General features: G+C 65.6%; 12 protein-coding genes. 5 read left to right on the forward strand and 7 right to left on the reverse strand.

The annotated features are described in order from the left end of the window. Window positions 1-1,506: GWxTD domain-containing protein (locus tag SX243_20250; protein ID MDY7095315.1), on the reverse strand; the 1,506-nt coding region annotated here is incomplete at its 3' end. A gap of 41 nt (window positions 1,507-1,547) precedes the next feature. Further along, entirely contained in the window at window positions 1,548-2,336 is a 789-nt protein-coding gene (locus SX243_20255; GenBank protein MDY7095316.1) for an endonuclease/exonuclease/phosphatase family protein, read from the reverse strand. A 489-nt stretch (window positions 2,337-2,825) separates the two neighbouring features. On the opposite strand from SX243_20255, the gene SX243_20260 reads away from it, so the two are divergent. From SX243_20260 to SX243_20270, 3 genes are all read left to right on the forward strand, one after another. Further along, window positions 2,826-3,305, forward strand: a complete 480-nt coding sequence (locus SX243_20260; protein ID MDY7095317.1) for a hypothetical protein — start codon at window positions 2,826-2,828, stop codon at window positions 3,303-3,305. Window positions 3,306-3,308: 3 nt separating this feature from the next. Continuing rightward, window positions 3,309-5,033, forward strand: coding sequence for a PA domain-containing protein (locus tag SX243_20265; GenBank protein ID MDY7095318.1), 1,725 nt, complete (start codon window positions 3,309-3,311; stop codon window positions 5,031-5,033). 172 nt (window positions 5,034-5,205) lie between these two features. Further along, window positions 5,206-6,513 carry a hypothetical protein gene (locus tag SX243_20270; GenBank protein MDY7095319.1) on the forward strand — a complete coding sequence of 436 codons (1,308 nt, stop codon included), beginning with the start codon at window positions 5,206-5,208 and terminating at the stop codon, window positions 6,511-6,513. A gap of 17 nt (window positions 6,514-6,530) precedes the next feature. Here the strand turns inward: SX243_20270 and SX243_20275 are convergent, their stop codons facing one another. From SX243_20275 to SX243_20290, 4 genes are all read right to left on the reverse strand, one after another. Then, entirely contained in the window at window positions 6,531-9,167 is a 2,637-nt protein-coding gene (locus tag SX243_20275; GenBank protein ID MDY7095320.1) for an alpha/beta fold hydrolase, read from the reverse strand. A gap of 34 nt (window positions 9,168-9,201) precedes the next feature. After that, window positions 9,202-9,744 (reverse strand): hypothetical protein, encoded by a 543-nt coding sequence (locus tag SX243_20280; protein ID MDY7095321.1) that lies wholly within the window; start codon window positions 9,742-9,744, stop codon window positions 9,202-9,204. 69 nt (window positions 9,745-9,813) lie between these two features. After that, entirely contained in the window at window positions 9,814-10,563 is a 750-nt protein-coding gene (locus SX243_20285; protein MDY7095322.1) for a lysophospholipid acyltransferase family protein, read from the reverse strand. 38 nt (window positions 10,564-10,601) lie between these two features. Continuing rightward, on the reverse strand, window positions 10,602-11,435 hold the full coding sequence (locus tag SX243_20290) for a GNAT family N-acyltransferase (protein MDY7095323.1): 834 nt from the start codon (window positions 11,433-11,435) through the stop codon (window positions 10,602-10,604). Window positions 11,436-11,869: 434 nt separating this feature from the next. Between SX243_20290 and SX243_20295 the strand changes: the two genes are divergently transcribed. Then, window positions 11,870-12,733 (forward strand): sulfurtransferase, encoded by an 864-nt coding sequence (locus tag SX243_20295; GenBank protein MDY7095324.1) that lies wholly within the window; start codon window positions 11,870-11,872, stop codon window positions 12,731-12,733. Window positions 12,734-12,760: 27 nt separating this feature from the next. Continuing rightward, a complete protein-coding gene (locus SX243_20300; protein ID MDY7095325.1) occupies window positions 12,761-13,219 on the forward strand; it encodes a SufE family protein in 459 nt (152 codons plus the stop codon). A gap of 534 nt (window positions 13,220-13,753) precedes the next feature. Here the strand turns inward: SX243_20300 and SX243_20305 are convergent. Next, window positions 13,754-14,179, reverse strand: a 426-nt coding sequence (locus tag SX243_20305) for a molecular chaperone HtpG (protein ID MDY7095326.1), incomplete at its 5' end; no start/stop codon positions are given.

Genomic DNA, 14,179 nt, shown 5'->3' on the forward strand with positions numbered 1-14,179 from the left:
GAGGGCTTCGACCCGTAGCTCGTGGAGCCGTGGGAACGGGCCGAGGTCGATCTCGACGTTGTACGGCGGGCGGTTCTTGGTCAGCACCTCCTGGCCGTTGAGGAGGAAGACCACCTTCTCGATTTCGTCTCCCAGGGCGAGAGTGTCGAAGCGCGTGAAGCCGGTGAGCAGATCCAACCGCGGCTGGATGATCTTGATCGAGGTCTCCCCCTCGGTCACCGCGGCGGTGGCCTCGGCGAAGAGCTCGGCGCTCTCCGGATCGACCCGCACCGCCAGCTCGTAAGTGTCCTCCAGCTGCGGCACCGTCATTTCGGCTTCGTAGCGGAAGAAGGCCTGTTGGTTGGTGTCCTCCAGCTTCAGCAGAATCCGATAGGTTCCCGGCCGCAGATAGCGCTGGAAGGCCAGGGGCAAGACCGGAGAGCGAACGCTGTCGGCGGGAAAGCCGAATTTGTACCGGAAGCTCTCGAACAGGCTGTCATCGATCACCACCTCCCCGGTGAGGGTGAAATCGTAGCTCTCATAACCCGCCAGCACCGCGGTTTCCACTGCCTCCACCGGCACCTTGAGCACGCCCTGGGTGACGGTGCGGCTCTGATAGCGACCGAGGAAATCGATCTCCACCTTCGCCTCGAAGGTCGGAGCTCCGGGAGGAAGCTCGGTGCTGAAGGATTCGAAGGTGGACAGCCACTCGCTGCTCCGCGGGGAGGGCTTGGAGAGCATTCCCCGCAGCTTGAGGTCGTACTCTCCGGGGGAGCGCCGGATGAGGTTGAGGGCCTGCACCATTTGGTCGCCGTTGAGGCAGCCCTTGGCGACCTCGAATTGCTGCTCTCCGGCGAAGCTGCCGGGCTGCCAGAGCCGCGCCGGGCCGGTGCCGCGCTCGCGGAAGAAGATCAGAATGATGTTGACGTTGATCTGTTCGGTGCCGCGGTAGATCCACACTTCCACCGGACTGCGGGTGGTGGTGCAGCGGACGGCGAAGGCCGAGGCCGGTTTGCCGTGCACCAGCAGGATCCGAGCTCGGTCGTCTTGAAGACCGCCGTAGAGCGAGCGGGCGAGCTCCACATAGCGTTCCCAGCGGTCCCGCAGCTCGTTGCGGGCGGTTTCGGGATAGGGGTCCCGGGCCTGCCAGAAGCGGCGAATGAAGGCGTCGCGCTGGTAGTCCGTGCGCAGCTCCAGGAAGGCCTGCTTTTCCTCGCGGAGGATCAGTGGCTCGATGTTGCGCAGCCAGTCCACGAAGCGCTGGGCCATGGGTTGCAGCGTCCCCGGGTCTTGTGTCTCCGGGGTTGGGGATTCTGGCTGGGCGTCGTCGTCGTCCGGGGCGGACTCGGTGTCTGGGGCTTCTGCAGCAGCCGCGGCGTTGGTTGGTTTGTCCGGCTTACTTTCCTGGTGGCTGGCCGGCTGTTCAGCCGTGGTCTGGCCGCTGGCGCTCGGGGCGACGAGCACGAAGAAGGCCAGAAAAACGACCAGCGCGATGCTGTGGAGGAGGCTACGGGAAAAGCGGCTCATGCTCATGGCAAAACAGCTGGCGGCGGTGCTTCATTCCCTGGTCAGGAGCCCGCACTGGCCTCGCCGTCCTCCCGCTGGGGGGCGTCGTCAAAACTGAAATCGGCGATGACCGGAAGGTGATCGCTGGCCACCTGGGCGATCTTGTGCCGGCACCGGTAGACCGATCCGTGCTGAAGGGGGCCGCGATAGTACAGCCGATCCAGGGCGCCCCGGGGGGAGAAGGACGGATAGGTCTGGATCGCCCGGGGACCGCGGCGGGTTTGGCGGTCGGTAGCGCAGATGAAGTCCAGGGCCTCGACGAAGAACGGCCGCAGTTGAGAGCGCCAGTCGTTGGTGTCGCCGCCGACGATGCACGGGCAGCGGTGGCTCAGCTGGGCGAATTCCGGTGAGCTGGCCAGCAACCCGACCTGTTGCCGGCGCTCCCGCGCCGAGAGCCCCAGGTGCATGTTGAAGATCTCCAGCCGCGGGCTCGTTTCTTCCGCACCGAGAGCGAGAGTGGTGTGCTGACAGCCGCGGCGTTTGCGAATGCCGATGGTGAGGTCGATGTTGCGTTCCCGCAGGATGGGAAAGCGGCTGAGGGTGGCGTTGCCGTAGCGGCCCTTGCGCAGGGTTACGTTGTGCCCCACGGCATAGTGCTCGAAACCCAGCTCGAGGGCCAGCTCTTTGGCCAGATCGAGCTCCCGGGACCGGGGCGCACCTTCGTCGACTTCCTGCAGCAGCACGATGTCCGCATCGTGATCCGCGAGGATTTCGACGATACGTTCCGGGCGGAAACGCCGGTCGACGCCGATGGCCCGATGAATGTTGTAGCTAGCCAGACGAAAGTTCACGCTCGCTCGGATCACCCGTGGGGCTGCACGGGCCCTTTCTGGGTGAGGATCCTACCAGGCTGGCCCGCTCTCAGGCTGGCCCGTCCGGGCTGGCTCGTCCGGGCCGACTCGTCCGGGCCGCGCCGGTCGGTCGATGGGCGGATGAGAGTCGTGGGGCGCTTTTCGAGTCCTTCCTGCGGAGGCCCAATCCGGCCCGCGGTCCGAGCATTCTGCGCGGCTGGAAAATGGAACGCCATTGTCAACGAAGGACACCTGTAGTAGCTTTATTCTGATTCTTCGGCATTTTTGCCAAGCCGAACTGCTGTTCCTTCCGGACGCAGTGGGCGGAGTTCTCGACATCTTCGAGACGTCTCTTGCCGTTCTCGGTCGAATCGGGCCGTCGACCGAGCTGTGTCTATCAAGGGTCCTCTACCTTCCGAATGCGCCAGATCGCTTCGTGGCGATCCGCGCAATCTCATTCATCCTTTACAGAAGTAAGGAGATTTGCCCATGCAAGAGCTTTTCTCGAGACGCTCACGGTCATTGGCGGGGCTCGCCCTGGCGGTGGCCCTGATCCTCACGGTGTTGCCGGCCGCGGGCCAGCAGCACGCCGAGCCGGTCCCAGCCCAGGCGCAAGCCGCCCAAGCCGACGTAAACGAGCCCACCTACACCGAAGTCACCACCCTCAACGGCCTGCGGGTCTACGTTGACGAGAACGGCCGTCTGCGTCCGCCGACGGAGTCCGAGGCGGCAGAGATCTCCCGCAACGTCATCGCCGGCCTGGGGGAGGCGACTCGCCACCAGGTGCCGAAGAAGAACGGCAGCGGCATGATGTCGCTGGTGCTCGACACTTCCTACCTCAGTACCTCCATGGCTCACGTAACGCCGGACGGCTCGCTGCACTGGAATTGCGGAGCCCACGGAGACGTGTCCCAGGATGTCGCTTCGCAAGCGCCCGTGTCCATCAACGCCGCTGCGGAGGAGAAGTAATCCATGTCGAATCGTAATCTTTTGTTCTTGCCCTTCCTTGCCGTTCTCTGCTTCGTGATGGCCCTGGCGCCGGCCCAGCCCGCCGCGGCCGCCAACATCGTGGTCAACAACGTCGACGCCCCGGGCATCGGTTTCAACGACCCTACTCCGGCGACGCCCCTGGGCGGCAACCCCGGAACCACCCTCGGTGACCAGCGTCTCATCGCCTTCCAGTTCGCGGCGGACCTTTGGGGGGCCACCCTGGACAGCAACGTCGACATCGTCGTCCAGGCGACGTTCCAGCCGTTGGGTTGCACGCCCACCAGCGGAACCCTGGGCTCGGCGGGTACGATCCAGATCTTCACCAACTTCCCCGGGGCGATTCTGCCCAACCACTGGTATCACTCGGCCTTGGCCAACAAGCTGGCGGGCTTCGATCTGACCCCCGGACCGCCGGACCCGGGCCTGTTGGTGCCGCCGTTCAACGACGACATCGTGGCCTTCTTCAACGGCGCCATCAACAACGACCCCAACTGCATCGGGGGAGCTAATTGGTACTACGGTCTGGACAACAACCCGGGCGCCAATGAGATCGACTTCCTCAACGTGCTGATGCACGAGCTGGCCCACGGCTTGGGCTTCGCCAACTTCATCAACGAGACCGACGGCACCGGCCCCCTGGGGCTGCCGGACGTCTACACCGCCTTCACCCGGGACAACACCCTGGGCATCAACTGGAATGTCATGACCGATGCCCAGCGGGCGTTCTCGGCGGCCAACACCGGCGAGGTGGTTTGGGATGGCCCCATCGTCACCGCTCAGGCGCCCAACTTCCTGGGCAACCGTCCGGTGATGACCATCAACTCGCCGGGCTCCATCGCCGGCACCTACCAGATCCAGACCGCCGCCTTCGGTGCTCAGCTGACCACCGCCGGTCTCACCGGCAATGTGGTGCTGGCGGATGACGGCAGCGGTGTGGTCACCGACGCCTGCGAGCCGCTGGTCAACGGCGCCCAGGTGGCGGGCAATATCGCTCTCGTCGACCGCGGTGCCTGCGCCTTCACCCTGAAGGCTCTCAACGCCCAGGCGGCGGGCGCGGTGGCGGTGCTCATCGCCAACAACGTTGCCGGCGGGCCGGCTCCCATGGGTGGCTTCGACGCCAACGTCACCATCACCTCCGTGGGGCTCACCCTCGATGACGGCAACACCATCAAGGGCGAGCTGCCCGGGGTCAACGTCACCCTGGGATTGGATCCCAATCTGCTGGCGGGGGCCGACGACAACGGCCTCGTGCGTCTCTACGCTCCGTCGGTGGTGGCTCTCGGCTCGTCCATCTCCCATTGGGATACGGTGGCCACGCCGAACCTGCTGATGGAGCCCTTCATCAGCGCCGACCTCGCGACGGCGACCACCACCGATCTGACGCCCTATCTGCTGGCGGACGAAGGCTGGATGCTGCTCGACTCCGACGGCGACGGCCTGCCCAACATCGAGGACGCTTGTCCGAGCTCGGATCTGGGCTCGACGGTGGTCATTGACGGCTGCGATTCCGGGGTGACCAACACCCTGCTGGCCGACGGCTGCAGCATCACCGACCTGATCTTGGCCTGCGCCGACGGTGCCGGAAATCACGGCGCTTTCGTCAGCTGTGCCGCTCAGGTTGGCAACGACCTCAAGAGGGCCGGCGTGATCAGCGGCCGGGACAAGGGACAGATCCAGAGCTGCGCTGCCAGCTCCAGCCTGCCCTGACCCACAGCCTCATCCATCGGCGGTAGCCCTGCGGCTGCCGCCGTCCCAAGAGACCCCGCAGCCGCCGTGTCGGTTGCGGGGTCTTTGCTCGTGTACCTGGATAGTGTCCGGAGGGCTGAGGCGTCTGTGCTATCCTCCACGGACTCGAACCGCAGGAAAAAGGAAGACCGAGATGGCTGATTCCGTTTCGAAGCTCGCCGATTGGGTGCAGCTTTGGCTCCAAGGGAAGATCGACGAACAACGTTTGTTGGAACAGCTGCCACCCCCGAGTGCGAGCGTGGCCTATCCGAAGAGCCCCTCGTCTCCCTCCATCGACTACGAAGACGCTTTTGTTTCGGCGGCTCGCCGGGTTCAGGAGCTCCGGCAGCGAATCGAGGCTTCTGAGACCTCGGCGGCGGACATCGCCGGTGAGTTGGTCGCCCTGCCGCCGGACGCCGTGGAAGAGCATTTGCTGAGGGAGCCCTCCCGGTGGCATCCGGCGGCCGTCCAGTCGTTGGTGCAGCTCGCACGGGAGGTGGTGACCTGGGATTCCTGCGAAACCGTCCGCCGGGCGGACCTGGCCTTGCGGGCGGCGTGGGTCTTCTATGCCTACTGCCATCAGGAATTGGGTAGCGCCGCTCTCTTGCACGACCAACGGGCCCGCTGCTTCGCCCACCAGGGCAATGCGCTCCGTCTCTGCAGCGACTATTCCGGTGCCGACCAGCGGTTTCGAGTTGCGCTGGAGGCCTTGGATCTAGGCAGCGGGGATCCTCTGGTCGAAGCGGAGGTGCACCACCTCCTGGGTTCGCTGCAACGCGATCGCCGGCACTACCAGGAGGCTCGGGAGGCCTTGCGCCGGGCGGGATGGCTGTACCGCTCTGTCGGGCAGCTGCAGGACGCGGCCAAGGTCCTGATGAACCGCGCCCAGACCGAGCGGGAGGCCGCGGATCCCCATGCCGCGGTAGGAATCCAGCGCCGCGCCATCGCCCTGTTGGACTTTCAGCAGGAACCCCAGTGGGAGGCCGCCGCCTACAGCAACCTGGCTCTCTTCCTGGCGGAAGCGGGCTACGGCACCGCCGCTCGGCGCGCTCTGGACGAGCATCCCTTGACGCCGGAGGCGGACGTTCGGCACCAGATGCATCGCGACTGGATCGAGGGCATCGTTGAGCGCTCCCTGGGCTGTTATGAGCGGGCGGCGGAGACGCTGGAGGCGGCGCGGCAGGGCTTCGCTTCGGTGAACGACGGCCATCGATTCGCCATGGCGACCTTGGATCTGGCGCTGGTGCAGGGGGCGTTGGGCCGTTGGTCCGAAATCCATCCCCTCGCTGTCGAATCCCTCTCCATCCTCCACTCCCTCGATGTTCCGGGGGAGGCGGTGTCCGCGTTCATGGTCTTCCAGCGGGCCACCGCTGCCGAGGCCCTCACCGTCGCGGCCCTGCAGCAGATGCGGCGCAGCCTCGAAGAGCCGCGCCTCTGGCGTCAACGCGAAGAGCCTTCCTGAATCTCATTCGAAACGGATCAGCTGTGCTGCTCCGCGGAACGCACCAGCGAGCGAAGGAGCTGAACCACGCCGGTGGCGCGGTGCCCCCGTTCGACGTTGCGGCGGCCGATCTCGAAGGCCAGGCACCATTGCTCGAAGAGAGTCCTGTAGGCATCGGTCAGGCGTCCTGCCGGATCGTAGATATGCGTCGCCTCGGAGGTCACGCCGTTGAGCTCCAGGACGCGGATGCCCTCGCCCCGCCGCAGATGCTCGCGGGTCGGCACCCGTAGGTCGAAGCGTCCGAAGTAAAAACCCTGGTAGTGCCGGCAGGCGCGGTCCAGCACCTCCAGCAGCTCCTCGCTAGCCAGATCTCCGGCGTCGAAGAAGAGGGCGCCGCGGCAGTGAGTGCCCAGGTCTACCAGACGCCGCTCTTCGCCAGCCTCGAGAACCTCGTCCAGGTCCGCTCTCTGAGCCTTGAAGTAATGCCGCGCCATGGGCACCAGGCGGTCGTCGTCGAGGATCAGGTTCTCGAGAGTGCGGCGGCCGTCTCCGGTTACCGCCGGCAGCCGTTTGTCGGTGATGGAGAAGATCCGTCCCCGGGTCATTTGAGAGCTGGGCTCCTTCGCGTTGGGCTCTTCCGGCAGGCGCAGGTAGAAGACCCCGAACTCCTCGCCGCCTACATACTCCTGGATCAGCAGATCCTCGGTGGTCTCTCCGAGGGCGCGGTCGAGGGCGTCTTCGGTGCGGATCACCCGCACGCCGGAGCCTCGCTCTCCCACGTCCGGCTTGAGCACCACCGGCAGGCTCAACCCGTATTCTTGGAGGAAGCTCCGGGCCTGGCTCTTGCGCTGCTCGGGCTCGGTCGCCGCCGGCAGCAGCCGCCAGCGCGCTACCAGCTCCGGCGACTCGCTGAGACCCTGGAGAATCGCGCTCTTCGACTCGCCCACGAAGCCGCTGTCGGGAATCGCCGGGTTGGCGGCGGTGAACAGGGTGAGATGGCGGTGGCGCAACCCCAGGTAGAGCACATAGAGCACCACCGGCGGGTAGAAGACCCAGCGGGGCCAGTACTCCCAGCGAGTCCACCGCCGCCAGCGGCCGAGCATCCTGCGCCGGCCCTGGTGGGTGGCGGCGGAAACCGCCAGTCGCACCGCTACTAGGAGCACCAAAGCCGCCGCCGCCAGCGCCCAGGCGCCGCGGCCGAAGCGCTCCAGAAGCTGGTGGACGTCGTCCCCCAGCCACGCCGCCAGGCCGACCAGCGCCGGCGTCCACAACACCACCGCGAGCAGGAAGTAGCCGGCGAAGCGCCAGAAGCGGGTGTGCAGCAGGCCGGCCACGAAGTAGGTGCCGAGGCGGGTGCCGGGGAGAAAGCGGCTGAGCAGTATGACCAGCGGCCCGCGGCGGCGAAACCAACGGGAGCCTCGTTCCACGTCGTCCTCGTCGATGAGCCAGCGCAGGGGCCGGCGGCCGAGGGCCGGGCGCCCGAGCCAGCGGCCGGCGAGGTAGAGCATCAAGTCTCCGACGAAGATGCCGGTGATGCAGGCGAGGGTGCCGGGGAAGAAGCCCAGGCGGCCGGCGGAGATCATCAGGCCGGTGGCGATGCATGTGAGGTCCTCGCTGATCAGGGTCGCGGTGGCCAGCAGCAGGAAGAGCACCACCAGGGAGAAGCCTTGGGCCGACGGCACCACCGAAGGGTCGAAGGGCTCCAAGGCCTGCCGGCGAAGCTCCGGGGTCACCTCCTCCCGGGTAGCTGCAGCGCCGCGATCCACCTGGTCGAGGAAGGCCAACAGCGGCTCGGTGAAGATCTCCGGCGCCGAGAAAACGAAGAAGTGGTTGCGCTCCAGCTCCACCAGACGGCTCTGGGGCACCAAACGGTGGTGTTCCCTAGCGGCCGCCATGGGAACCAACACATCGCCTCGTCCGTGGACGATGAGCATGGGGCCGTCATAGGCCCGGAGGATGCCGCGCAGTGGGCGCTGGTCCGTGTCAAAGAAATTGCGTGCGTAGGGTACGCCGAGGAAGGTGTCGTCGAGGACGCCGAAGTGGGGCAAGCCTTCGCGCATCAGCCACAGCCCGCCGAGCTGCAAGCCGTGGAGGCCGTGGTTGAGGTGGTAGTTCCCCAGCAGCTCTAATTCCTGAACTCCGATGGCCGAGACCAGGCTCAGCGATCGAACCCGTTCCGGCGCCAGCCGCTGCATCTCCAGAACCACGCCGCCACCCATGCTGAAGCCCACCAGGTGGGCTCGCTGGATGGACAGCTGGTCCATGAGCTGGAGGGTATAGCGGGCGTGGGCGAGGATGGAGTAGTCGGCGACATCGTGCTCCGAGTCGCCGAACCCCGGCAGATCCGGCGCCACGGCCCAATAAGCTCCGGTTCGCTCCGCTGCCAGCTTCGGTCCCAGCCGGGCGAAGTCGTTGCTGCTGCCGGGGCTGCCATGGAGCAGCACTACCGGCGCGCCGTCGTCGTCGCCCCATTGCTGGTAGGAGAGCCGGATGTCTCGGGGCGGCGAGTCGGCACCGCCGACCTCCTCGATAAAGACGAAGGGCCGGCCCTGGGCTGCGCGGTGATCTTCGCTGGAAGGGTCTTGGCTCCGTTCCTGCTGGAACCAGCGAACGCCGTGGGACAGGATCAGCAGGAGCAGGTACGCCAGCAGGATGCGGCGTCCTCGTCGCTTCACGGTCTAGGATCCCGGCGCAGAAGTTCCGAAGGGCTCAGCTGGAAGAGCAGTGGGTCTGGGCTTGGCGCAAATACTCGAGGGTGGAGGGAGCGACGCCGAACTCCTCGCCGGGTTCGAAGCTTTGGGCTTTGAGCAGCAGGCCGATGAGAGCGTAATGGTGCACCGTGTGGGAGACCAGGGCCTGGAGCTCCCGCAGTAGGGTGGAATGGCTCCAGGCGGTGTCGCCGGTGCCCGCCAGGGCGTTGTCCAGATTGACTTCCAGGGGCATCTCCGGCTCGCAGCCGGCCAGGGCTTGGATCCCTTCCTGGAGGCGCTGGATCTCCTGCATGGCGAATTCGCGGTCGTTCTCGATGCGCTGACGGCGGCTGCGTGCGTCGTAGTCGACCCTGCCGGTGGCCACGCCGGTGAGCAGGCGGTCGTAGAAGTCCAGGCAGTGGCGGAAGTGGCAACCCACGGCCCGGGCCGAGAGTGCCGCCACGTCCGCGGTATAGAGGCCGTCGTCCATGCGGTCCAGGAGCTCGAGCCCTTGAGCGAGCAGATCGAGGTTGTGACGAATCAAGGATTGATGGCTTTGCATGCACCCTCCGATCAGATCGGCGGCCGGATACTTCGTAGGCTGTTCATTGGCCTGGCCGGTCACCGAGGATCAGGTAACTGGGATGAAGGTCTCGAGCATGGCCGCCCGCAGCCGCTTTGCCAAGAGTTTACGGTTCTCATCCTGGATTGGATCCCGGCTGAAGTGGACCGTAGCATAGAAGCGCTGCAGGCGGAGCAGACGCTGGAAATGTGGTCCGAAGCCTTCGTCCCCCCACCAGCATACGTCGCGGCTCGCCGGCGGGTCCCCGGGTTCCGTGCGGTAGGAGATGGTGGCGTAGTGAACCGGTATCTGGCGATTCGCCGCAGGGGCCAGCAGCGAGGTCTTGAGCGGGAGGATGGTGTCCCCCGGTGAGGTGGTGGCCTCGGCGAAGAGCACCACCCCCCGCCCCTGTTCGAGAGCCTCGGCGATCTTGGAGCCGGCGCGCACCACGTCGCGGCGATTCTCCCGATCGATGAAGATGGTGTCCACGGCGCGGCAGATGGTGCCCGCCCCGGGCCATCCGGCGATCTCCCCCTTGGCGATGAAGGCACACTCCCGTTGCCCCGCCAGCAGCAGGATATCCGTGTAGCTGAGGTGGTTGGTGACCAGCAGGAAGGGCATCTCCGGCGGCGTTCCCTTGACCGTGGTGTGCATGCCGAGGATGCGCCCGGAGCCGCGGGCCCACAGCCGATAGGGCAGGCCGAGCCACGGGTAAGGAGAGCGCCTCAGGAGCTTCGCCGCCAGCTTGGCCACGAGCACCCAAGTCAGGCAGAAGGCAGTCCATAGTCCTACCGCTAAGGCCTTGAAGGTCGACTTCAATCTAGAAGAGCTCGAATCATCGGGTTGGCAACTCGGTTCTATCCGAAGAACATGCGGTACCGCCGCTCGTCCAGGCTCTCCAAGTCGAAGAGCATCAGGAAGTCGATGGTCTTGAACTCGCGGTCGATGGCCGGAGACCCGCAGATCTTGGCGCCGTAGCGCAAGTAGGTCTTGAACAGCGTCGGGACATTAACATCCTCCGCCGCTTCGGCGGTAGAGCTTTCCACCTCGCATTCCAGCCCCGGTCGCGGAGGAACGGCGACGGTGGGGTGGCGATGCCCCCGGGCGGTGAGGTACTCGAGCATCGCCTGGCCTTCCCGGGGGTCCTGACTGGTGAGCGAGGAGCAACCGAAGAAGAAGCGCTTCTGGTTGAAGGCGACATAGGAAGCGAGACCCTTCCACAGCAGGAAGAGCACCGGGCGGTTGCGGTGGAGGTGGTGGATACAGGCCCGCCCGAGCTCAACGCAGGATTCGGAGACCTCCGGCGGCAGCTCGCCGAGGTCGAACTCGCCGTCGGAATAGAAGCCCTGGTTCTCGGTGGCCATCTCGTTGGTCTGCAGGCGGTAGGTGCCCACCACCTGGCCGTCCTGGCTGTCGATGACCATCAGATGATGGCAGACGGCGTCGAAGGGGTCGCGATCCAGGCCCAACTCGAAAGACTCTTCCAGGCCTTCGCCGAGCTCCAGGTTGAAGACCTCGAAGCGTAGCCGGAGCACCGACGACAGCTGCGCCTCGTCGCGGGCGAAGGTCAGGACGTAGCGCCCCTGGCGCACGGTGCCGGAAGGGATGCGGTCCGGGTGGATGGGGTAGTCGAGGCTGGACGAAGCTTCGTTGGAGGATCTGTCTTCGGGGGATTGGCGCTGTGGAAACATGATTCTCCTCGGCGACGGGGCTGTTTCAGGGGGAGCGGCAGGCTCCTAGGCCTGCGGCCATCCAAGTGACCGCACATCCCGGGGATCTTATGCCCACCGGCTCCGCCCCCGCCGCTCCGTGACCCGATTGTCAAACCTGTCAAGATGCTGTCGCTGCCGGCGACGTAGTAGTTGACCTTGCCACCGCGACGGGGCTACTTCGATTCCCCGGCCTCTTAGCTTTACGGGGGCCAGCTCTACAGGGGCCAGCTTTGCGAATGCCTCTCTTCCAGTTTACGCGTATCGCAGCAAAAAAGGTTTGCTGAGCGTGGGAGGAAGTGGCTGGGCAGGTGGTTTCGGTGCGTGGTAAGCTCATTTGTGACTGATTTGATCAACAAATATTCCGGCCGCCAAGAATTCCGGCTGCCGAGCGAGTGTCGAAAGGAGCCACCCCAATGACCGCTATCGAAGACCGTGGTTACGTTCAACCCGAGGTTCTGGTGTCCACCGATTGGGTCGCCGAGCATCTGGGCGATTCCGACGTGCGCCTGGTGGAGTCCAACGAGGATCCCCTGCTCTATTCCTCGGGCCATATCCCCGGGGCCGTGGAGGTGGATTGGACTCGGGATCTCAACGATCCTCTGCAGCGGGATTACCTGGACAAGGCGGCCTTTGAAGCGCTGATGTCGCGCATCGGCGCCACCCGCGACACCACCTTCGTCTTCTACGGCGACAAGAACAATTGGTGGGCCACCTACGCGTTCTGGGTCTTCCAGCTCTTCGGTCACGACAAAGCGCGGATCATGGACGGCGGCCGGCTCAAATGGCAGGAAGAGGGGCGGACTCTGACCCGTGAGGTTCCGGACTATCCCTCTACCGACTACCAGGCGCCGGAGCGCGACGATGCCACCGTCCGCGCCTTCCGCGACGACGTCCTCGACCACCTCGAAGACGAAGGCCAGCTCATCGACGTGCGCAGTCCGGAGGAGTACAGCGGCGAGCGGCTGCACATGCCCGACTATCCCAACGAGGGGGCGCTGCGCGGTGGCCACATTCCCGGGGCCCAGAACGTGCCCTGGGCGCGGGCGGTGAATCCCGAGGACGGCACCTTCAAGAGCGCCCAGGAGCTGCGGGCGATCTACGAGCAGGAGAAGCACCTCGAATCCGACAAGGACGTCGTGGTCTACTGCCGCATCGGCGAGCGCAGCAGCCACACCTGGTTCGTGCTCTCCTACCTCTTGGGCTACCCCAACGTGCGCAACTATGATGGGAGCTGGACCGAGTGGGGCAATTCGGTGGGAGTGCCCATCGAGCGCTGATCGCCCCCGGTCCGTCTGGAGGCTCCGATGACCGAAAGCGCCGATCTGAATCTACCGCCGAAGCTGAACGAAATCCTCGAGACACTAGATCTCTTCCCGGACCGGGCGGACCGCATCCAGGCCCTCATCTCCCTCGCCGAGCGCTTCGAGCCGGTGCCGGAGAGCATCGCTCCCAAGCCTTATCCGGAGGCTCGGCGGGTCAAGGCCTGCGAGTCCGAGGCTTATTTGTGGGTGCTGCCCCAGGAGGACGGCACCGTCCAGCTGCACTTCGCGGTGGAGAATCCCCAGGGGGTTTCCGCCATGGCGCTGGCGGTGATCCTCCGGGACGGCCTTTCCGGCCTCGACGCCGAAACCGTCGCCGGCGTTCCCTGCGACGTGGTCTACCGCGTCTTCGGCAAGGAGCTGTCCATGGGCAAGAGCATGGGCCTCATGGGCATGGTCAACGGCGTCGCCGCCGAAGCCCGTCGCCTCGGCGGAGAGAGCTGAGGGCCTCCCCCGAACGGCCTCGTCGGTCCCTCGCCTCGACCCTTCAACATCACCGGCCTGCGGATTCGCTGCGGATTTCCCGTGCAGCGGTTCCTGCCGGCTGTGGATCACCTGTTGAGAGGCTTGTGGAAAAGCGGCTGTGAGGGCGCCGGCGGCTGTGGATCTCTCCTGGAAAGCTTGTGGAAAGCCTGTTCACAGGGGGCCACCTCCTTGTGGACGGCTTGTGGGACCGCTGTGGAGGCGGTCCCGGGCTGGCCTGGAAGTACTTCTCCCGACCGCTACGCCCCCAGCGCGAGACGATCCCGCTCTCGGGAAAACCTGGGTCCACCCGGTAGGGGCGACCCTCGTGGTCGCCCGCGGCGAGGGCACATCAGCACCGAGGGCAGGCACAAGGCCTGCCCCTACTCCTCGTCGGCTGCCAGATCTTTTTCATCCTCGCGAATGGTTCACAGAAGCATCCCCGACTGCTAGAAAAGCCCCTCCCGGCCTGGTGCCGAGAGGGGCTTTTCTCAGACTTCAGCGAAGGATCTTGACTCAGAGCGAGTGGGTCATCAGCTCCGCCATGGCGTGGTTGAAGGCCACGGCGTCTTCGAGCTCGGAGCCCTCGGCGATCAGGCCGTAGCCGAAGAGGAGCTCGGCGTAGTCCTTGATCTTGGCGTCCTCGTGATTCTCGTCGAAGCGCTTCTTCAGGCGGGTGAGGATCTCGTGCTCGGGGTTGAGCTCGAGGATTCGGCGCTGCTTGGGGCCGCCGCCCTTGCCCTTCATCAGGAGCTTTTCCATCTGCGGGCTGTAGTCGTGCTCGGCGCCCACCAGGCACACCGGTGAGGTGGTCAGGCGGTTGGTCAGGCGCACCTGCTTGACGTGCTCGTCGAGGTGCTTCTGGAGCGCTTCGAGGAGCTCCTTGAGGCCCTCTTCCTTTTCCTCCAGAGCCTTCTTCTTCTCCTCCCGCTCCTCCTCGGA

Source organism: Acidobacteriota bacterium (genome assembly GCA_034211275.1).
In the GTDB taxonomy this organism is placed as follows: domain Bacteria; phylum Acidobacteriota; class Thermoanaerobaculia; order Multivoradales; family JAHZIX01; genus JAGQSE01.